The 20,827-nt window shown below is 67.5% G+C and carries 18 protein-coding genes; 7 read left to right on the top strand and 11 right to left on the bottom strand.

The genetic code is table 11. From position 1 onward, the window contains the following. Window positions 1–580: 580 nt before the first annotated feature. On the top strand, window positions 581–1,333 hold the full coding sequence (locus K7711_RS31620) for a response regulator transcription factor (protein WP_222973774.1): 753 nt from the start codon (window positions 581–583) through the stop codon (window positions 1,331–1,333). Continuing rightward, window positions 1,314–3,227, top strand: coding sequence for a sensor histidine kinase (locus tag K7711_RS31615; RefSeq protein ID WP_235748075.1), 1,914 nt, complete (start codon window positions 1,314–1,316; stop codon window positions 3,225–3,227). The genes K7711_RS31620 and K7711_RS31615 overlap by 20 nt, the downstream gene beginning before the upstream one ends. A 255-nt stretch (window positions 3,228–3,482) precedes the next feature. Here the strand turns inward: K7711_RS31615 and K7711_RS31610 are convergent, their stop codons facing one another. The 3 genes from K7711_RS31610 to K7711_RS31600 all read right to left on the bottom strand — a co-directional run bounded on the left by K7711_RS31610 (window position 3,483) and on the right by K7711_RS31600 (window position 7,031). Beyond that, window positions 3,483–5,027, bottom strand: coding sequence for an AMP-binding protein (locus K7711_RS31610; RefSeq protein WP_222973772.1), 1,545 nt, complete (start codon window positions 5,025–5,027; stop codon window positions 3,483–3,485). Window positions 5,028–5,035: 8 nt separating this feature from the next. Beyond that, window positions 5,036–6,163: a DUF5938 domain-containing protein gene (locus K7711_RS31605; RefSeq protein ID WP_222973770.1), complete on the bottom strand. Its 1,128-nt coding sequence runs from the start codon at window positions 6,161–6,163 to the stop codon at window positions 5,036–5,038. Between the two features lie 64 nt (window positions 6,164–6,227). Continuing rightward, complete coding sequence (locus K7711_RS31600) at window positions 6,228–7,031, bottom strand: SDR family NAD(P)-dependent oxidoreductase (RefSeq protein WP_222973768.1); 804 nt, start codon at window positions 7,029–7,031, stop codon at window positions 6,228–6,230. Between the two features lie 230 nt (window positions 7,032–7,261). Between K7711_RS31600 and K7711_RS31595 the strand changes: the two genes are divergently transcribed. Then, complete coding sequence (locus K7711_RS31595; RefSeq protein ID WP_222974111.1) at window positions 7,262–7,927, top strand: TetR/AcrR family transcriptional regulator; 666 nt, start codon at window positions 7,262–7,264, stop codon at window positions 7,925–7,927. A gap of 105 nt (window positions 7,928–8,032) precedes the next feature. Here K7711_RS31595 and K7711_RS31590 read toward each other — a convergent pair whose 3' ends face one another. Next, on the bottom strand, window positions 8,033–8,923 hold the full coding sequence (locus tag K7711_RS31590; RefSeq protein WP_222973766.1) for a helix-turn-helix transcriptional regulator: 891 nt from the start codon (window positions 8,921–8,923) through the stop codon (window positions 8,033–8,035). Between the two features lie 339 nt (window positions 8,924–9,262). Between K7711_RS31590 and K7711_RS31585 the strand changes: the two genes are divergently transcribed. From K7711_RS31585 to K7711_RS31575, 3 genes are all read left to right on the top strand, one after another. Then, the gene (locus K7711_RS31585) at window positions 9,263–10,300 is read left to right on the top strand and encodes a zinc-binding dehydrogenase (protein ID WP_222973764.1); all 1,038 of its coding nucleotides are present in this window, start codon (window positions 9,263–9,265) and stop codon (window positions 10,298–10,300) included. Between the two features lie 122 nt (window positions 10,301–10,422). After that, window positions 10,423–11,265, top strand: a complete 843-nt coding sequence (locus K7711_RS31580) for an SDR family oxidoreductase (RefSeq protein ID WP_222973763.1) — start codon at window positions 10,423–10,425, stop codon at window positions 11,263–11,265. A gap of 237 nt (window positions 11,266–11,502) precedes the next feature. Continuing rightward, on the top strand, window positions 11,503–12,714 hold the full coding sequence (locus K7711_RS31575) for a GNAT family N-acetyltransferase (RefSeq protein WP_308015038.1): 1,212 nt from the start codon (window positions 11,503–11,505) through the stop codon (window positions 12,712–12,714). A gap of 18 nt (window positions 12,715–12,732) precedes the next feature. On the opposite strand, the gene K7711_RS31570 is transcribed toward K7711_RS31575, so the two are convergent. Genes K7711_RS31570 through K7711_RS31550 form a run of 5 tightly spaced genes read right to left on the bottom strand, consistent with a single transcriptional unit; the run spans window position 12,733 to window position 18,023 of the window. After that, window positions 12,733–14,076 carry an LLM class flavin-dependent oxidoreductase gene (locus K7711_RS31570; protein WP_222973757.1) on the bottom strand — a complete coding sequence of 448 codons (1,344 nt, stop codon included), beginning with the start codon at window positions 14,074–14,076 and terminating at the stop codon, window positions 12,733–12,735. A 39-nt stretch (window positions 14,077–14,115) separates the two neighbouring features. Then, window positions 14,116–14,871 (bottom strand): ABC transporter ATP-binding protein, encoded by a 756-nt coding sequence (locus K7711_RS31565; RefSeq protein ID WP_372460206.1) that lies wholly within the window; start codon window positions 14,869–14,871, stop codon window positions 14,116–14,118. Continuing rightward, the gene (locus K7711_RS31560) at window positions 14,847–15,692 is read right to left on the bottom strand and encodes an ABC transporter permease (protein WP_222973755.1); all 846 of its coding nucleotides are present in this window, start codon (window positions 15,690–15,692) and stop codon (window positions 14,847–14,849) included. The genes K7711_RS31565 and K7711_RS31560 overlap by 25 nt, the downstream gene beginning before the upstream one ends. 4 nt (window positions 15,693–15,696) lie before the next feature. Further along, a complete protein-coding gene (locus tag K7711_RS31555; protein WP_222973754.1) occupies window positions 15,697–16,782 on the bottom strand; it encodes an ABC transporter substrate-binding protein in 1,086 nt (361 codons plus the stop codon). 53 nt (window positions 16,783–16,835) lie between these two features. Continuing rightward, on the bottom strand, window positions 16,836–18,023 hold the full coding sequence (locus tag K7711_RS31550) for an ROK family transcriptional regulator (protein WP_222973752.1): 1,188 nt from the start codon (window positions 18,021–18,023) through the stop codon (window positions 16,836–16,838). Window positions 18,024–18,377: 354 nt separating this feature from the next. Between K7711_RS31550 and K7711_RS31545 the strand changes: the two genes are divergently transcribed. Further along, complete coding sequence (locus tag K7711_RS31545) at window positions 18,378–19,343, top strand: TauD/TfdA dioxygenase family protein (protein ID WP_222973750.1); 966 nt, start codon at window positions 18,378–18,380, stop codon at window positions 19,341–19,343. Window positions 19,344–19,397: 54 nt separating this feature from the next. On the opposite strand, the gene K7711_RS31540 is transcribed toward K7711_RS31545, so the two are convergent. After that, the gene (locus K7711_RS31540) at window positions 19,398–20,063 is read right to left on the bottom strand and encodes a CoA transferase subunit B (RefSeq protein ID WP_222973748.1); all 666 of its coding nucleotides are present in this window, start codon (window positions 20,061–20,063) and stop codon (window positions 19,398–19,400) included. Continuing rightward, window positions 20,060–20,806 carry a CoA transferase subunit A gene (locus K7711_RS31535; protein WP_222974105.1) on the bottom strand — a complete coding sequence of 249 codons (747 nt, stop codon included), beginning with the start codon at window positions 20,804–20,806 and terminating at the stop codon, window positions 20,060–20,062. Before K7711_RS31535 ends, K7711_RS31540 begins: the two co-directional genes overlap by 4 nt. Window positions 20,807–20,827 lie beyond the last annotated feature (21 nt).

The raw sequence follows: 20,827 nt of genomic DNA, 5'->3' as shown, positions 1-20,827 counted from the left end.
GTTCTTCCACTGGTCCCTTCCTGGGTTCCCACGACACCGGCCGCAGAGCGTGGAGACCCGACAGCCACTTCGTTGCCGGATATCACCATGAGGCTAACCGAATCGCCGCGCTGAGCTGCACCGACCACGCAACTTCGACCGAACGGAAACATGCGACGACCGCCGGCGCATCCATCATCCCAACGCGAGCCCGGCACCCATAAGGGCCGAAAGGCATCCCTCGGCCGGGCGATGACGCCGAGCGTTGGGCAACACGAGGGCATACACGAATGCTCGCCGAAAATACCGAGCGGACGAATCAGCGTCACGAATTCACAGCCGATTCATAGTCGCCGGAAGAATTCACAGCCGGACAATATCCACGGCAATGGTGATGCACAGCCGAATCGGACACAGTGAATTACGGAAAACGTCTCCGTCGAGGCTTTCACATTCCAATATCGACGTGACCTCGGTCACTCTCACCACGTGTTCCTGCGGACCGAACACGCAGGCAGGAAGCCTGTGAAAATGTACAGCCCGCTGTTTCACAGCGTGCGCACAGGTGCGGGATAGCTGACACAGATGTTGTGTCCCCACAATGTCCCGCGTGTACGCGACTGGCATTCCCTTCCCGACCGAACGCTCGGCTGCGCACGACGCCGAGCGTGCTCCCGTGACGGTGCTGCTCGTCGACGACGAAGCGATGCTGACCGAAATGATGGGGATGGTGTTGCGTTTCGCGGGATGGGAGGTCGTGACGGCCGCCGACGGGCGCACCGCCGTCGCGAAGGCCCGCGAATTACGACCCGATGTGGTGATCCTGGACGTGATGCTGCCGGATATGACAGGTCTCGAGGTGCTGACCCGGATGCGGGAGCACCAACCCCACCTGCCGGTGCTGCTGCTCACCGCGAAGGCCACGGTCCAGGACCGCATCGCCGGTCTCACCGCCGGTGGCGACGACTACGTCACCAAACCGTTCAGCGTCGAAGAGGTGGTGCTGCGGGTGCGCGCCCTGCTGCGCCGTTCGGGAGGCGAATCCCCGGAGCCCGGCGCCCGGCTGCTGGTCGGTGATCTGACGCTCGACCAGCACAGCCACGAGGTGCACCGCGACGGCGAGCCGATCACGTTGACCGCCACCGAATTCGAGCTGCTGCGCCTGTTCATGCGCAACCCGCGACGGGTGCTGAGCAAGACCCACATCCTGGAACAGGTGTGGAGCTACGACTTCGGCGGCCGAGCCAATGTCGTCGAGCTGTACGTCTCGTATCTGCGCAAGAAGATCGATAACGGCCGTGCCCCGATGATCCACACCATGCGCGGCGCGGGCTATGTGCTCAAACCGGCGTGAGTCCCGCCCGCGCACACGCTGGTCGCTGCGTACCCGGCTGCTGACCGGACAGGGGCTGCTGCTGGTGGCCGTGGTGGTCGGCATCGGCGTGGCCAGCGAGATCGGGCTGCAGAAACTCGTGCTGGATCAGCTCGACGCGCAGGTGATCGAGCTACAGGATCGGGCGCTGCTGGAGCTGGGCGGCGGGCCGCGGCTGGGGCCGCCGCCCGCGCAGGCCACCCCCTCGACCTCGCCCGTCACCGCCGCACCGCCGCCTGCCACCGCCGCACCGTCTGCGGCGCCCACCGCGCAGCAGATGCCTTCCAGCAGCGATACTCCGGAGCCGAATACCGTTGCACCCGAACGTGAACCGAGACCTGCCGCCCCGGGAGCGCCCGGTGGCCGTGATCAGCATTCCGGCGATCCGGCGAGCGGACCGGCTTCACCGGGCAACGTCCGGTTGGATCAGCCCGCGACCGACACTCCCGCCGCACCCGGACGGGGCGGGCACGACGGCGGGCCACCACCCGGTCCGGCCGGTTCGCCGCAACATGGCGGACCAGCGGGCGGAGGCGGGAACTCGACACACTCGGCGCAGGTGTCCCCGCAGCCGGACACCCCGGCCCCCGAACCGAGCCCGGTCTTCCTGGGCCGCGGCGGAATTCAACCGGGCGCCCTCGACGCGATCATCGATCACGGCACGGTCGTGGCCGCCGGGCGGATGGGATTCGACGGGATCCCGAACAACCTGTCGGATCGGGCCCGCAGCCGCCTCGCTTCGCTCGCGGTCATCGGTCACCCGACCACCGTGACCCTCGACGGCGTCGGAAACTACCGGGTGATGGTCGATCCGACGTGGCGGGGCACGACGGTGGTCACCGGACTGCCGATGGCGGCGGTCGACGCGACCCTGATGCGCGGGCTGATGATCTCCGGCGGCATCACCGTCGTCGCCCTGATCGTCTCGATCACGGTGGGGATCTTCGTGATTCGACGGGCCCTGGTCCCCCTGGAACGGGTCGCCGGAACCGCCGCCCAGGTGGCCGATCTGCGGTTGGACCATGGCGAGGTGGCCCTGCCGGTCCGGGTCCCGGCCGCCGACGCCGCCTCGAATACCGAAGTGGGCCAACTGGGTTCGGCGGTCAACAAGATGCTCGACCACATCGCGAACGCACTGTCCGCGCGCCACGCCAGTGAGACCCGGGTGCGGCAGTTCCTCGCCGACGCGGGCCACGAGTTGCGCACCCCGTTGGCCGCCATCCGCGGCTATGCCGAACTGGCGCAACGCAATCGCAGCCTGGTGCCCGCGTTCATCGCCACCGCGATGGTGCGGCTGGATGCGGCGGCCCGGCGGATGTCGGACCTGGTCGAGGACATGTTGCTGCTGGCCCAACTGGACGCCGGACGTCCGCTCGCGCACGAACCGGTGGATCTGTCGCGGCTGACCGTGGACGCGGTCGCCGATGCGCACATCGCCGACCCGGACAAGACCTGGGATCTGGATCTGCCGGAGGATCCGGTCGTGATCCACGGCGACAGCCTGCGGTTGCACCAGGTCCTGGCCAACCTGCTGACCAACGCCCGGGTGCACACCCCGCCCGGCACGATGGTCACCGTCTCGCTGGAGACCGATGAACGGGCCGGTGCGGTGTGGTGTGTGTGCGACGACGGGCCCGGCATCCCCGACGATCTGCAACCGGAGATCTTCGAGCGGTTCGCCCGCGGCGATCCCTCCCGATCCCGGCACGCGGGCAGCACCGGACTCGGCTTGTCCATCGTCGCCGCGGTGGTCAAGGCGCACGACGGCACGATCAGCGTCGACAGCGCCCCCGGGTGCACGGCCTTCACCGTCCGCCTCCCGGTCGGCGATACTCATAGCTCAGCCATAGATCGGCCACAGCTCGCACCGAAATAGCACCGACAGGGTGACTGGCGTTCGAATGCTCAACCTGGAAGGTCACCACATATGTTTCCGCACGGTTCCCCGGTTCCGCCCCCGTTTCCTCCCTTCAGCACCGGCAGCGCCGTGATCAACGGGCTCCACGGTCTGCTCGGCTTGTTGTTCACCGGTTCGTTCGGGCACGGAGGCTCGTTCTGATCGCACCGGCATAGACCGGACGCCCGATCCGTGGACGGCGCTGTCCACGGATCGGGGAACCGGCGGAGATGCTCAGGTCGTGCGCGTGTCCAGCATCGTCGCGCGAACCTCGCCCTTGAGGATCTTGCCGACCTTGGAACGCGGTAGCTCCGACCAGATCTCCACCTCCTTGGGGGCCTTCACACTGCCGATCCGCTGCTTCACGAAATCGATGATCTCCTCCCCCACGACCTGCTGCCCGACGCGCAATTCGACTGCGGCGGTGACACGTTCGCCCCATTTCGGATCGGGAAGCCCGACCACGGCCGAATCCTTCACCGCGGGATGGGCCAGCAGAGCCTGTTCCACCTCCGCCGAGTAGACGTTGAACCCGCCGGTGATGATCATGTCCTTCGCGCGGTCCACGACGAACAGCAACCCCTCGTCGTTCAGATAGCCGATATCGCCGGTGTGGTGCCACCCGAAAGCGCCGACTTCCGCTGTCGCCTTCGGATTTTCGTGATAACCGTCCATGACCAGCGGTCCGCGCACGACGATCTCGCCGCGCTCACCCCGGGCAAGCAGCACGCCCTGCTCGCCCATGATGGCGACCGTGGTCAGCGGCGTCGGCCGTCCCGCCGAGGTGAGCCGCTCGGTCGCCACCGACCCGTCCGGGCGGAAGTGCTCGGCCGGCGCCAGTGTGGCGATCATGTTGGGCGCCTCGGTCTGCCCGAACAGCTGGCCCAGCACCGGTCCGATCCGCCGCAGCGCCTCCTCCAGCCGGGTCGGCGACATCGGGGCCGCCCCGTACCAGAGGCATCGCAGCGAACTCAGGTCCCGCTCGTCGAGATCCGGATGATCGAGGACGCCGTAGATCACCGTGGGCGGCAGGAATGCATGCGTGATGCGGTGCCGCTCGATCAATGCGAGGAACTCGCCGATATCGGGCGCGGGCATGATCACGACCTCACCGCCGAGGCTGAGGATCGGAAAGGTCAGCACGCCCGCCGAATGGGTCAGCGGCGCGAGCGCCAGATACCTCGGCCGATCCCCGAACGGATAGCTCATCAGCGCCAGCGCCGTCGAGGTCATCATGTTGTCCTCGGTCAGGCGCACGCCCTTCGGCCGCCCGGTGGTTCCGCCGGTGCCGGCCAGCATGCACAGACCGCCCTCGGGTCGGCGCGACTCGTCGGGTTCCGCGGGATGTGCGGCGACCCAGTCGTCGAATCGCGTCGCCCACTCGACCTCGCCGTCGAGGCAGACCAGCCACTCCAGGTGTGGCAGATCTCCGCGGATCCGGTCCACGAGCCCGGCGAACTTCTCCTGGAAGAACAGCAGCCGGCAGCCGAAAAGATCGAACAGCTGCCGGTTCTCGTCGGCCTCGTTGCGAGGGTTGACCGGGCACCACACCGCGCCCGCCCGGGATATGCCGAATACGCAGGTGAGTGCGAGCGGGTCGTTGGCCGCCAGCACCGCCACCCGATCGCCCGCCCCGACGCCGGTGTGCTGCAGCGCACCGGCGATGCGGACGGATCGATCCTGGACTTCGCCGTAGCTGACGGTCACGCCGCCGGTCGTGAGGCATGGTTCCGCACGACCGAGCGACGCGCCCTTGTCGAGATAATCCGCGAGACGCATCGTCGACCTCAGTGGTGAACCGTGACAATCGGATCCAGCACGAGCCCGAACGCCCGCAACGTGCCGAGCAGTTCGCGGTGTCCGAAAGCCTGACAGCTGGAAGCGAATCCGACGCGTCGCGGCGGAGCCTGCACGAGTGCGGCGGCGGCGTGCGCGTTGAGCAGAGCCGTCTGCTTGTAGTTGCAGTTGCCGTGAATCACGCAGTGCGCACGCCCGAGCGGACCCGACGCGTACACCGAATCCAGCGAGGTGTTGATCCGCGGATTCTCCCGCGGCGGCATCTCGCTGCGGATCGCCGCGGACTGCTCGTCGATGATCCGGTACTTCTCCTCCTCCGACTTGCCCTCCATCTGCTGCAGCGCCGCGGCCACCAGCACCGGAACACCTTGCATCAGTGGACGATTGAACACACCGCCCAGCGCGCGGGCGTTGGCGACGCGCGGATCGTTCTTGAACCACACCGGGTGCGAGGTGCCGCCCCACGGCAGCGCCAGGCCGAGTTCGTGCTGTCCGGGCACGCTGACCGTGTACAGCCCCTCCTCGGGCGGCCACTCGACGTACTCGTTCTGCTCGAGGTAGTACGCCTTGGCGAAGGCCGCGTTGGTGAGGATGGTGTTGGTCGAGGCCACGGTGGGGTGGCCCTTCCAGAACACCTGGATGTCGAGAGTGTCCAGGCCCGGATTCTCCAGGCAGATGTTCGCGGCGATCTCACCGATCGAATACATCTGCGCCAGACCGGGCGTGAGAAGCAGTCCGCGCGAGGCGAAGTCGGCGCCGTACCGAGCCTCCGCATCGATCATCCAGTTCTGCTCACCGTTGGTGTCGGTGTAGTGGGCCCCGATCTCCAGGCATGCCTGCACGACCTCGTGGCCGTAGCGGGCGAAGGGACCGACGGTGTTGAGCACGACGCCCGCGCCGCGGAATGCCTCGGTCAACGCGGCGGTGGTGTGCTCGACCTCGACGATCTCGTGGTCGACGGTGTCGATGCCCGGGACGGCGTCGACCGCGGCCTTGACGCGCCCGTGGTCGCGCCCGGCGGCCAGGAACGGAATGTTGTACTCGCGCAGGTACTCACAGATCAGACGGCCGGTGTAGCCGGAGGCTCCGTAGACGACGACGGGCTTGTCGGTAGGCATGGCTGAACTCCTCGGAGAATTCTGGTGTCGGTGAAAGTTGTTGCAGTAAAAGGCGATTGCAGCGCTACATGCCCATGCCGCCGTCGACGGGCAGGCCCGCTCCGGTGATGAACTTCGCCGCGTCCGAGGCGAGGAAGACCACGGCGTCGGCCATATCGTCGATCTGGCCGAGGCGGCCGAGCGGGGTCAGTTCGGCGACCGCTTGCGCGGCGGCCTCGGGCGAGGGGAAAAGACCGAGTTCGGCGCAGTCGACGGCGAGCTTGTTACCCATCGCGGTCGGGGTCAACGCCGGGTAGATGCAGTTGACCCGGACGCCGTATCCGAGCTTGCCGGATTCGGCCGCGGCGACCCTGGTCAGGCGGTCGATGCCGGATTTGGTCGCCGAATACATGCTGATGCCGGGGAAGGCGATCGTCGCGGCGACCGAGGCGATGTTGACCACCGCTCCGCCGTTCCCGGCCGCGCCGCCGGGACGCATGGCGCGAAAGGCGTGCTTGATGCCCAGGGCCGTACCGAGCAGGTTGACCTCCAGCATCTTCGACGCCGCGACGGGATCCAGATCGACCAGCAGATCCGTGACCTCGATACCGGCGTTGTTCACGACGATGTCCAGCCCGCCCAGGGCCTGCACCGTCGTGCCGACCGCCGCCTCCCAGGCCGCGTCGTCGGTGACGTCGAAGGCGACGAACTCGGCCTTGACCCCGCTCTTTCGGAGGGCCTCGACGGCCTGCTGACCACCCTCGACGTTGACATCGCCGATCGCCACCGAGGCGCCCGCCGCCGCCAGCGCCGCCGCCATACCCGCCCCCAGGCCCTGCGCCCCGCCGGTCACGAGTGCGGTTCGTCCGGCCAGGTTGTAGCTCGTCATATCGATACCTCTTCATTGAGATCCGCAAGCGTCGCGGACTTGCGAGTGCGATGTGAGACACAGTCATCGAGCAATGTGTCGCAGGCCACACTAAGTGGAAGTCTTGACAGTCGTCAAGACTTTCCTTGACAGTCGTCAAGAGTTTCTTGGACACTCGTCAAAAGGATGTCGCACCGACACCGCTACACTCACAGGACAGATATGACGTGACCCGGCCGACAGGAATCGACGTGACGCAGGTCGCCGACCCCAAATCCCGTGTGGAAGAACGCGCGCGCGACAAATTCCAGGCGCGGCGCACCGAGCTGGCCAGGGCCACTCTGCACACGCTGGCCGAACTCGGCTATGCCCGCACCAGCCTGCGGGAGATCGCGCAGAACTCCGAGTACTCGCACGGCGTGCTGCACTACTACTTCTCGGACAAGCTCGACCTGATCGCCCACGCCGTGCGCGAATACGAGGCGGTCTGCGTCACGCGATACGACGAGGTCGTCGCCACGGCCGACAGCGCCGAGCAGTTGCGCACCGAATTCGCCGCCACCTTCTTCGGCACGCTGCAGGCCGACGCCGCCGTCCACCGCCTGTGGTACGACCTGCGCAACCAGAGCCTGTTCGACGACTCCTTCCGCGCCGACGTGCTCGACATCGACGCCCGCCGGGAACAGATGATCTGGCGCGTGGTCTCGCGCTACTGCGAATTCTCCGGCGTCGAATCCACCCTGAGTTCGGCCACCGTCTACGTCACGATCGACGGGATCTTCCAGCGCGCGCTGCTGCACCACATCGCCGGGCGCACAGCGGAGATCGACCAGGCCCGCGATCAACTGGACGCGGTGTTCACCCTCTTGACCAGCGCCGCACCCGGATCCAGCGAAACTTCGACGAAGGCCGGTTGAGTCGGCGCGGTCTGCGCATCACGAATCCGCACTGGCTCAACCTGATTCATCGCAGAGTATCCGCACCGAGCAGCTGCGAATTTCATCGCCGGCGCCGGGGCCTGCTCATTCGTCGACATTGCGGGCGACCTGCTGGTCGGCTCGGTCGACGGTTGCCGCCCAGGAGGCCAGGAGCCGCAGGCCGTCGGCGGACGGAGTGCCTGCGGGCGCGGTGTAGACCAGCAGCGTCAGGCCCGGGTGCGCGGGGAATTCCATGGCTTCGAAGTCCAGTTCCAGGCGGCCCACCTCGGGGTGGCGGAGGTTCTTGTGGCCGGTGCGGTGGAAGCGGACGTTGTGCGCGGCCCAGCGGGTGCGGAATTCCGCACTGCACGTGGACAATTCGCCGATCAGCTCGATCAACTGCCGGTCGTGCGGGTTGTGTCCGGCCTCGGAGCGCAGCATCGCGGCGATATCGTCCGCGGCGCGATCCCAGTCGTCGAAGAACTCGCGCGAGGCGGGGTCGAGATAGATGAAGCGGGCGTTGTTGGCGGGTCGGCGCGGGTCCGCGAGCATCGGCGCGTAGAGCGCTCGCGCGAGGCGGTTGGCGGCGAGCATGTCGTGGCGCGCGTTGCGTACCCAGGCCGGGGCGTCGGTGACGGCGTCGAGGAGTTGCCGCAGGCCCGGGGTGATGCCGGTGGCGGGTTTCGAGCGCCGCTGCCGGGCCGGTGTGGGCGTCGCGGCGCGGGCGAGATCGAACAGGTGGGCGCGTTCGGCATCGTCGAGTTGCAGGGCGCGGGCGAGGTTGTCCAGGACGACATCGGAGGCTCCGGCGAGGTTGCCGCGTTCCATCCGCACGTAGTAATCGATGCTCACCCCGGCCAGCAGGGCGACTTCTTCGCGACGCAATCCGGCAACCCGGCGGTTTCCCCCGTAGGCCGGCAGTCCGGCCTGTTCGGGAGTGATGCGGGCACGACGGGAGGTCAGGAACTCCCGCACCTGCACTCGGTGATCGTCCATGGTCTCCACGGTAGGCGGCCCACGGCCGGTCGAGGGAGGTACTGCGATTACCTGGAAGATCCGTGACTCCCACGACCGCGGTTCAGGGCGTGTACTCGAAGCGTGATCACGACCGATGAGCCGACCTTCGCCCGGCGATGCCGCGGCGATCGGAGTGAAGATCGGCTCGATCCTGCCGGACAACTGCAACACTGAAGGTTGCTGACGTGTAGCTACCTCGGTGTCCGGAACACCGCCCAGCAGAACGACCGGCCCAGATTCGCAGCCGCGAGATCCGCGCACACCGCTGTTCATCACAGCGACAACGACATACATCCGAATTCCCCTAGGAGACTGCTCATGCGAGCGACCTACATGTACGGCCCCGGCGACGTCCGGGTCATCGACGTCCCCGACCCGATCATCCAGAACCCGACCGATGCGGTCGTGCGCGTGGTGCGCAGCTGCATCTGCGGCTCCGATCTGCACCCCTACCACTCGATGCCGCCCACTCCCGAGGGCAGTTCCATGGGCCACGAGTTCGTCGGCATCGTCGAAGACATCGGCAGCGATGTGCACACGGTGCGCAAGGGCGATTTCGTGATCGCACCGTTCGCCTGGTCGGACGGCACCTGCGACTTCTGCCGCGAGGGTCTGCAGACCTCGTGCCGACACGGCGGGTTCTGGAACGCCGGCGACGTCCACGGCGGCCAGGCCGAAGCGGTGCGCGTACCACTGGCCGACGGCACCCTGGTCGCGGTCCCGGTCGCCGAGGACTCACCGCTGATCCCGTCCCTGCTGACGCTGTCCGACGTGTACGGCACCGGCTACCACGCCGCGGTCAAGGGCCGTGTCGGTCCGGACACCTCGGTCACCGTGATCGGCGACGGCGCGGTCGGACTGCTGGCCGTGCTGTCGGCCGAACAGCTGGGCGCACCGCACATCATCCTCATGGGACGCCACAAGGACCGCACCGACCTCGGACGCGAGTTCGGCGCCACCGACATCGTCGCCGAACGCGGCGAGGAGGGCATCGCCGCCGTCCGCGAACTCACCCGCGGCGACGGCACCCACGTGGTCATCGAGGCCGTCGGACATATGCCCGCCTACCAGCAGGCCATCGGCGTCGTCCGGCCCGGCGGCGTGATCAGCCGCGTCGGCGTCCCCCAATACGCCGACGCGCCGATCGGTTTCGGCACCCTGTTCGGTCCGAACATCACCCTGACCGGCGGTCCCGCGCCCGCCCGCGCCTACATCGACACCCTGCTACCGGGCGTGCTCGACGGCAGCGTCCACCCGGGCAAGGTCTTCGACCGCGAGATCGATCTCGACACCGTCCCCGAGGGCTACCGCGCCATGGACGACCGCGAAGCCCTCAAAATCCTCGTCCGCGCCTGACCCGCACCGGCCGTTCGCGAACCGGCGGCCGGTGCGATCCCCAAGTCCCCCACTCGATCAACAGCCCACTCGCCGCCGGCACCCACCATGCGCGTGGCTCCCCGGTGAAGGAGGACTCACCCATGACCGAACGCACCTGGCTGATCACCGGCGTGAGCAGCGGCTTCGGCCGCCGCCTCACCGAACAGCTACTCGACCGCGGTGACCGAGTCGTCGGAACGGTCCGCAACCCCGACGCCGTGGCCGATCTGGTCACCGCGCACCCCGACCGGTTCCGCGCCGAAATCCTCGACGTCCGCGACACCACCGCACTGCGCGCGGCGGTCGACCGCACCGTCGAGGACTTCGGCCGCATCGACGTCGCGGTCAGCAACGCCGGTTACGGATTGTTCGGCGCCGCAGAGGAACTCGCCGATCAACAGATCGACGACATGATCGCCACCAACCTGACCGCCTCGATCCAGCTGATCCGCGCCGTCATCCCGCACATGCGCACCGCCGGGGGCGGACGGATCATCCAATTGTCCAGCTACGGCGGACAAGTCACGTTCCCCGGCAACTCGCTCTACCACGCCACCAAATGGGGCATCGAGGGCTTCGCCGAAGCCGTCGCCCAGGAAATCGCGCCCTTCGGCATCGGCGTCACCATCGTCGAACCCGGCGGCGCGCGCACCGAATTCCGCTACCGAGGCGCACAGGTCGCCGACCCCCTGCCCGCATACGACGGCAACCCCGCCCACGCGTTCCACCGCATGCTCGACCCCGCCAACGGCCTGGCCCCCGGCGATCCCGCCCGCATGGCCACCGCCATCATCGACAGCGTCGACACCACACCCGCACCCCTGCGCCTGGTACTCGGCTCCCAAGCTCTGACCAGCACACTCGAAACCCTCCGTCACCGCATCGCAGGCTTCGAAGCCCAGACCGACCTGGCCGCCGCCACCGATTACCCAGCCGGACAATGACATCGGAACTCAGCCACAGTGGGCCCGCGGGCCGGTCGTCGGAGAGAGTCCCAACCGTCGGGCGCCTTGTCTTTCTTGTAACTGTCGGTCCCGCCCCAGAGGATGCACTTTCCCGCAGCGCTGATCTTGACGGGTCCCCCGGCCCGACTACGTCAGCGAGTGGCTCGTCGAGAGGTCGGCGCTTCGTCGGCTACCGTCCGATATGTTGCACTACAACCTATTTCGGGAGGTCAACCAGTGCCGGACAACCAGGCGCCCATCGAGTTGCAGGTGGCGACGAGTCTCGACGACATCCGTTCGGCTGCGGCGATATTCCGCAGCGCGATGGTCGGCCTGCCGCCGCTGCCGCCGGATGCCGAGGACCTGAGCGAGCTGGGCCGCACGCTCACCGCCCGCCTGGACGGTGGGCTGGTCGGCGCGGCGGACTCCTATACGAGTGGACTCGTGGTGCCGGGCGGGCATCGGATTCCGCATGCCGCGGTGACTCATGTCGGCGTGCTGCCCACGCACACCCGCCGCGGTGTGGTCAGCGCCCTGCTGCGACGTCAGTTGGGCGATATCGCCGCGCACGGGGAGGCCGTCGCGACGCTGCGCGCCACCCAGGGCGGAATCTACGAGCGGTTCGGCTACGGCGTGGCCAGCTCGTATGCCACGGTCGAGGTGGATCGGCGGCGAGCCCGGTTGCGGGAGAGCGTGCCCGACGGTGGACCGGTGCGCTACCTCGCCCCGGACGAGCAATGGGAGCAGTTGGCGAAGATCTACGACTCCACCGCGGTCTCGTGGACCGGGGCGATCGATCGGCCGTCGTACTGGTGGCGGCTACAGGAGCTGTGGACCCGCGATACGAGCTGGACCGCAGTGCACGGCGAGCCCGGCGCCGAGGACGGGTTCGTGCGGTACCGCCCCCTCGACTCCGCGGGCTGGCCGCGTAATCCGCAGCGCGCCATCGTCGTCGACGATTGGGTCGCCACCACCCCGGCCGCGTATCACGGCCTGCTGCGGCATCTGCTGGCGCACGACATCGTCGACCGGATCGAATTCACCTTCGCCCCGGTGGACAGCCCGTTGCGGCACATGTTCATCGACGAACGCGCCGTCACGGTGACGGGAATTCACGACGAAACCTGGTTGCGTCTGGTCGATGTGCACACCGCGCTGTCCCGGCGCGACTACCGACCGGGAGATCCGGTGACCCTCGCGATCACCGACCCGATCCTGCCCGCCAACACCGGCGCCTACCGCATCGGCCCCGAAACAGTGTCGCGCGTCGACTCCCCCGCGGACCTCACCACCGACGCCGCGACACTGGCGACGATCTACCTCGGCGGATCCACCTGGCGGCAACTGGCACTGGCCGGCCGGGTCACCGAGAACCGCAGTGGGGCAATCGAAGACGCGGACACGCTGTTCACCACCGGAGTGCAACCGTTCGCGGGAACGTATTTCTGAGCACCGCGTCGACCCGGCTCACTGCGCGATCACCGCGTCGGCCGCCACCCGGTACCGATTCTCCGGACGCGCCAGCCCGTAGTGTCCGCGCAGGGTGGACTCGGTGTACTCGGTCCGGAACAGGCCGCGCTCCTGCAGGATCGGCACCACCCGGTCCACGAAGATGTCCAGCCCGGAGGGCAGCGCGGCCGGCATCACGTTGAATCCGTCGGCCGCACCGTCGGTGAACCACTCCGCGATGGTGTCGGCGACCTGTTCCGCGGTGCCCGCGAAGGTCCGGTGACCGCGGCCGCCGCCGAGACGGGCGATCAACTGCCGCACTGTGAGTCGCTCGCGGCGAGCAAGATCGACGATCAGCGTGAACCGGCTCTTGGCACCTTCGATCTCGTCCTCGGTGGGCAGGTCGGCGGGCAGCTCACTGTCGAGATCGAGCGCCTCGACGGGCAGGTTGAATCGCTCGGCGAGGGCGCGGCGCCCGAACTCCGGCCGGATCAGGTTGGCGAGCTGGTCGTCGAGCTCGCGCGCATGCGCCTCGGTATCACCGATGACGGGGACGATTCCGGGCAGAATCTTGACCGTGTCGGGGTCGCGGCCCAGTCGGCGAGCCCGGTCCTTCAAGTCGGCGTAGAACTGTCTGCCGTCCTCGAGGGTCTGCTGCGCGGTGAAGACCGCCTCGGCGTAGCGGGCCGCGAATCCCTTGCCGTCCTCGGACGAACCCGCCTGCACCAGAACGGGATACCCTTGCGGCGAACGCGGCACGTTCAGCGGCCCGGCCACCCGGAAGAACTCGCCGACATGGTTGATCTCGCGAACCTTGTCGGAGTCGGAGTGGATGCCGAGTTCCTTGTCGCCGATATAGGCGTCGTCGTCCCAGCTGTCCCAGAGTTTCGTTGCCACGTCGACGAATTCGGCGGCCTTCTCGTAGCGCAACCGATGGTCGGGAACATCGTCGAGGCCGAAGTTGCGAGCCGCGTCGGCACCGGCGGTGGTGACGATGTTCCAGCCCACCCGGCCACCGGATACCCAGTCCACCGAGGCGAAGCGGCGGGCCAGGTTGTAGGGATCGTTGTAGCTGGTCGAGGCGGTGGCAACGAGTCCGATCCGGCTGGTGCGCAGCGCGATCGCGGTCAGCAGGATCGTCGGCTCCAGTTTTCCGACCGGCCGACGACCCGGATCTCCTTGCAGCACCGGAGAATCGGCGAAGAAGATCGAGTCGAACCTGCCGCGTTCGGCGGTCTGCGCCAGCCGGATGTAGTGCTCGATATCCAAGTGCGCCAACGGGTCCGACTCGGGCAGCCGCCACGACGCCTCGTGGTGGCCGGTGGACATCAGGAACGCGTTCAGATGCAGGGTTCTGCTCATCGGGACAGGAAATTCCTTCCGGTAGTGGGGAATCGGCGCTCACGCCGCGATCGGATCGGCGCCCAGCGCACTCAGCAGCGACCGGCGGAGCTGTTGGAACTGCCGCCCGGCCGGGTCGCGCGGGCCGTCGATATCGATGTCGATGTCCACGCCGATGCGCCCGCGGTCCAGGATCAGCACCCGCTCGGCCAGGGTGATGGCCTCGTCGACATCGTGGGTCACCAGCAGCACGGTCGGGCGATGGGCCGCGACCAGGCGATGCAGCAACGCGTGCATGCGCATGCGGGTCAGCGCGTCGAGTGCGCCGAAAGGTTCGTCGGCCAGCAGCAATTCCGGCTCGCCGACCAGCGCGCGAGCGAGCGCGGCCCGCTGCTGCTCGCCGCCGGAAAGTTCACCGGGCCAAGCTTTTTCACGTCCGGCCAGGCCCACTTCACCCAGCAGCGCCGAGGCCGCTGCCCGGCGCGAACGAGGCTGGCCGAACAGGATGTTCGGCAGCACCCGCTTCCAGGGCAGCAGCCGCGAGTCCTGGAACACCATCGATGTTCGCGAGGGCACCCGTAGCAGGCCCTCCCCCGCGACGCCGTGGTCGATCCCGGCCAGTGCCCGCAACAGCGTGGACTTACCGGACCCGCTCTTACCGAGCAGCGCCACGAACCGGCCCGCGGGAATCGTCAGATCGACGTTGTCGAGTACGGCTCGCCCGCCGAACCTGCGGGTCAAACGGTCCAACTGCACACCCGCACCGATATCGGCGGGTTGTTCGGCCGATATCAGTCGGCCAGAGTCTGCCGCCACGACAACACCTTTCGCTCCAGGATCCGGATTCCCGAATCGCACAGCAGGCCGAAGATCCCGTAGACCGCCAGGGCGACGAGGATGACGTCGGCCTGGCCGTAGTTCTGGGCGTCCTGCATCATCTTTCCCAGGCCGTCGGTCGCATTGACCGACTCGACCACCACGAGCACCAGCCAGGCCGTATTCACCGCCAGCCGCAATCCGAGGAAGAATCCCGGTAGCGATCCGGGAATCACCACCTGCCGGATGAAGTCGAATCGGGAAACACTCTGAATCTCCGACAATTCGACGAGGCGCCGATCGATGCCGATCAATGCCGAATGCGTCGGCACGTAGAGGGTGACCGCGACGGCGAGCATGATCAGCACGGCCTTGAAGCCGTCGCCGATACCCAGCCACAGGATCATCAACGGCACCAATCCCAGCGTGGGGATCGAGCGTTTGAGCTGAACGACACCGTCCACCAGGGATTCTCCGACCCGCGAGAGTCCGGCGATGAGGGCGAGCGTCGTACCGATCAGCACGCCCAGAACCACCCCGGTGCCCACCCGCTGCACGGACACCGCGATATTGCTCAGCAGCTGACCGTCGGTGACCAATTCCCATGCGGTCGCCACGACCGTCCACGGCGCGGACAGTTTCCGCGGATCGAGCAACCCGAGGTATGCCCCTGCCGACCAGGCCGCGAGCAACAGCACCACGCCGAGCAACCTGGCGAACGGGACCTGCCGACGCAGACCGAGGCGGCGGCGGGCAGGTCGTGCGGTGAAACCGGCTGCGGGCGCGGGCAGCGCGGACAGATGTGCGGAGACGACGGTCATGAGCTCACCCCTGTGCCTGGGTGCGATATTGCGCAGCCACCGCTTGCGCGGCGATCTTCTCGAATCGCCGGTCGAACAGCTGGTGAGCGTCGAAGGATTTCCCGAATGCACCCGAGCCGGTGATCAAATCGATCGTCTTCTGCTCCCAGTCGATCGATCCGTCCCAGCTCTCCGGAAAATACGGGCGTTCGGTCGTGGCCATGATGCGGCGGCCGTCGGACTCGCCGACACCCTGATTCCGGACGTAATAGTCGGCGATCCACCGGTCCTGGTTCTCCCATTCCCAGACCTTCGCGCGAGCCCAGAACTTGACGAATTGCGTTATGGCCGCGAGCTTCTCGTCATTGCCGAGCACCGAGGTCGGCGCCCACAGCACGCTCAGTGCGTCGACCGCGTCGGACTGCACCGTGGTAGCGCCCGCGGACCGGTACTGCGCGAGGTATTTCGTCAGCGATGGTTCGGCCAGCGGCGCCACATCGACCTGTTTGCCCTGTAGCGCGGTGAGGAACTGCGGGCTGTTGAGTTGGACGAGCGTGACATCTTTCGTGCCGAGCCCGGCCTGTTGCAGGCTCCGCAGCACCACACCGCCCTGGGCCTGGCCGGGTGAGAAGGCGATCTTCTTACCGCGCAGATCCTGCAACGTGTGGACAGCGCTGCCCGGGGCGGTCGCCAGGCCGTAGTTGGGGGTGCTGCGCCAGAGCACGGCGACGATACGGGTGTCCAAACCCTGCGCGTGGGCCTGGATGGAGGGAATTCCGGCGTTACTTGCCAATTCCACCGCGCCGCCCTTGAATGCCTGGATCACATCCGGCCCGGCCGAAACATTCGGCCAATCCGACACGGTGAACGGCAGTCTGCCGATCTGACCGCTACTGGTCAGGGCGACCTGCATATCGGTTGCCGAGATCTTCAGCGACGTGCCGGGCGGGACGTCGGCCGGGAGCGGCTTGCTCAGGTCGGCCGACCCGCCGGAAGTTGCACAGGCCGAAGTGGCACAGGCTGCGATCGACACCACGAACAACGCCGAGCCGACCCTGCGGGTCAGGCGCGTCCGCCGCGTCGGCCGTCCCGGTTCGATGAGCTTTCTCATCTGTCGATCGTCGCGAATTATGTTGCGGCCCACAATATTCGACCGACTTAAAATTACCGGGACTCGAACTGCGGCGCCGTCGCCTCCACTCTGTGCGCACCGAAACCGTCCGCTGCGACCGCGAGCGGATCGGTGTAGAGGCGATGCAGCAGTACCGTCGCGGCGGCAATCTCCAATGAGCGCCCCGGGAACGATGTGCCCGTGATGCGGTGCCGGGCGGACGAACGCATCTGCGCCCGTGCGGCGATGGCGTCGAAATAGATGGCGCGCACCGCGGGCAGGCCGGTGAAGGCCCGGTCGGTGATGATGAGCGTCTCCGGATTCAGCACGTCGAGCAGGGCGGCGGCCACCGCGGCGAGCCCGCGAGCACGTTCCTCGAACAGGGCATGCGCCCGCGGGTCGGTTTCGGCCGCGGCGATCAGCGCCGGAATCGTGGGGCTTTCGACGAGCCGCAGTGCGCCGGCGCGTCTTTCGAGCGACCGATCGGAGTAGGCGTCGAGCAGGCCCGTCCCCTCGGATCCGCGGCCGGACGGCACGAGGGTGGCCAGCGAACCGGCGGAGGAGCCGGGGCCGTAGTGGACTCGGCCGTCGACAGCGAAGGCGGCATCGATGACATTGCCGACGAAAAGCACCGCCGCCGAGGCATCCGAGCCCAGGACACCGAACAACTGTTCCGCGTGCACCATTGCGCGAGCATGGCTGTCGAGTTCGACCGGCAGTCCGGTCAGCCGCACCAGCAGGTCCCGAATGGGCGTGTCCTGCAGGCGCAGCAGCGGATGCGACAGCACCACACCGGCCTCCGGGTCGACCCAGCCGCCGGTCGCGACGCCGACGCCGAACAGTCGGATGCCGCCGGGGAGTTCGTGGCGCAGCGCAGCGAGCGCGGTGGCCGCGTCCGCGACCAGATCATCGCCCTCGAGCGTGCGGTGCGGAACCACCGCGTCGGCCACGATGGTCCCGGCGATGTCGATCACCGCGATCCGGGTCTGGCTGGCCGCGAAATGGATCGCCGCCACCGCATTTCGCCGGTCGAGCTCCAGCGGCGAATGCGGGCGGCCCACTCGCTGCGAGCGGTCCGCCGGGGGAGATTCGCGCAGCAGACCCGCATCGAGCAGCGCCCGGGTCCGACTCGTCACCGTCGCCGGGGACAGGCCCGCGTGCGCGGCGATCACCGAACGCGAGGCACTGCCCGATTTCAACAGTGCGCGTAGCACCGCGCCCGCGGCCGTCGGCCACTGCATCGCCGGTCTCATAGGCCTCGGTTCCGTCCGGTCCCCGTTCGTCTCGGCCCGACCATACGAGACCGGGCGGCGTTCGGGACCGTTCCGCCTCAGCGTGATCCGAACTCGGGCGAATCGGGCGATCGGCGGTCGCCCGACCGGCCGGGATTCCATTTCGGAACCGGCCCGAATTAATTTGCCGAGAAAAATAAATATCGCGGATATTTGAAATCACAGCGAAGGCAACGAGTGCGGTTCAGGAGTGGGCGGAATTAATATCCAATGCACTGCGGAGGTCGAACAAGCTGTCCCCCAAGGTATTCCGGCACAGGTCGCGACGGTCGACCGGATGCATCCCGAATGGAGCACAGAGACATGACAGAAACCATCGAACATGTGGATACCCTCACCGTGCGGCGGGTTGCCGGACATATCGGTGCGGAAATTTCCGGTGTCGACCTGAGCCGTCCCCTCGACGACGAGACCGTCGCGCGGCTGCGCCGCAAACTGCTGAAGTACAAGGTGCTGTTCTTCCGCGATCAGCATCTGGGCCACGCCGAGCAGATCGAGTTCGGCCGCCGCTTCGGCGAACTCACCCACGCGCACCCGCACGAGGACGCGCCGCCGAGTGACGCTCCGCAGATCCTCACCATCGACCCGAAGAACTACGAGAAGCGTTACGGCAAGCCGCAGGCGGAATACCAGCAGCGCCAGTACACCTACTACGGCGGCTGGCACACCGATGTCACCGCCGCGGTGAACCCGCCGGCCATCTCCATCCTGCGCGCGGAGGTGGTGCCGGACTTCGGCGGTGACACCACATGGACGAATCTCGTTGCGGCGTACGAAGGTTTGTCGGAGCCGCTGCGCGCCTTCGTCGACGGACTGCGCGCGGTGCACCGCTTCGGCGCGAGCCGCACGGCCGCCGGCGACGACGCCCAGTCCCGCCGGATCCAGGACAATCTGCTGATCTCCGAGCACCCGGTGGTGCGGGTCCACCCCGAAACAGGTGAGCGGGCCCTGTTCGTCAACCCCGGCTTCACCGATCACCTCGTGGGGCTGTCCCCCGCCGAGAGCCGCAAAATCCTCGAGTTGCTGTTCGAGCACCTCAGCAGCGCCCAGTACACCGTGCGGTTCCGCTGGGATCCGACCAGCCTCGCCGTCTGGGACAACCGCGCCACCGCCCACCTCGGCCCGCAGGACCTCGGACATCTGGACGTGACCCGGACCCTGCACCGGGTGACGGTGGTCGGCGACCGCCCGGTGGGTCCGGACGGATTCGTCTCGCAGATCATCGCGGGCGAGGAATTCAAGACCGAGGCGAATGTCAGAGTCTCGTGAGCAATCGAGTCTCGTGAGCAATCGGCGGCCCACCGGCCCGGGGCCGCCGCTTTCTCATACCGCCACTCGTACCGGGGCCGCAGTGGCGGCGAGTACCTCGTCGACGGTGATACCGGGCGCGGTCTCGACGAGTTCCAAACCCTCCGGAGTCACGTCCAGTACGGCCAGATCGGTGATGATGCGCTGCACGCAGTGCTGACCGGTGAGGGGCAGGGTGCAGCGGGACACGATCTTGGGATCGCCCTTGCGGGTGCGGTGCTCCATCATGACGATCACCCGGCGCGCGCCGTGCACCAGATCCATCGCCCCGCCCATACCCTTGACCATCTGTCCGGGAATCATCCAGTTCGCGAGGTCGCCCGTGGCGCTGACCTGCATGGCGCCCAGGACCGCCACATCGACCCGCCCGCCGCGGATCATTCCGAAGGAATCCGCGGAGTCGAAGAAGGACGCGCCGGGAACGACGGTGATCGTCTCCTTACCGGCGTTGATCAGCTCCGGGTCGACGTCCTCGTCCAGCGGATAGGGGCCCACGCCGAGCACGCCGTTCTCGGAATGCAATACGACGGTGATGTCCTCGGGCAGGTAGTTCGGCACCAGGGTGGGCATGCCGATGCCGAGATTCACGTATTCGCCGTCGTGCAACTCCCGCGCGACCCGCGCGGCCAACTGGTCGCGGGTCAGCCCGGCCTGCGCCCGGTCTACAGAACTCTGAGTCATGCTCGCACCGTTCGGTTTTCGATACCCACCTGCACCGGTCCGACGGGGACGACGCGGTGTACGTGGATGCCGGGGGTATGGATGGTTTCGGGATCCAGTTCGCCGGGTTCGACGAGATGTTCCACCTGGGCGATGGTGATCCGGCCCGAGGACGCGGCCGCCGGGTTGAAGTTGCGCGCGCTGCGACGGTAGACGAGATTGCCGTGCCGGTCGCCCTTCCAGGCGTGCACCAGCGCGAAATCCGCGACGATGGCGCGCTCGAGCACGTGGGCCACGCCGTCGAATTCGCGGGTCTCCTTCGGCTGGGTCGCCACCGCGATGCCGCCGGCGCCGTCGTAGCGCAGCGGCAGACCGCCCTCGGCGACCGGTGTGCCGACACCGGCCGGAGTGAAGAAGGCGGGGATACCGGCGCCGCCGGCGCGTAACCGCTCGGCCAGAGTGCCCTGCGGGGTCAGTTCCACCTCCAGCTCACCGGCCAGGAATTGGCGCGCGAACTCCTTGTTCGCGCCGATGTAGGAGCTGATGGTGCGGCGGATGCGGCGTTCGGCGAGTAGGACGCCGAGGCCGAATCCGTCGGTACCGCAGTTGTTGCTCACCACCTCGAGTTCCTTGGCGCCCTGCCGCAGCAACGCGTCGATGAGTATCTCGGGCACTCCGACGAGACCGAATCCGCCGACGGCCAGGGTGGCGCCGTCCGGCACGTCGGCCACCGCCGCATCCGGGGAGGAGATGACTTTGTCCAGCACGCAGTCCACCCTACAGTG

This window comes from Nocardia coffeae (assembly GCF_019890715.1).
Taxonomy (GTDB): Bacteria; Actinomycetota; Actinomycetes; order Mycobacteriales; family Mycobacteriaceae; genus Nocardia; species Nocardia jiangxiensis.
The sequence above is the reverse complement of the archived record's forward strand: the minus strand, read 5'-3'. Positions and strand labels throughout refer to the sequence as shown.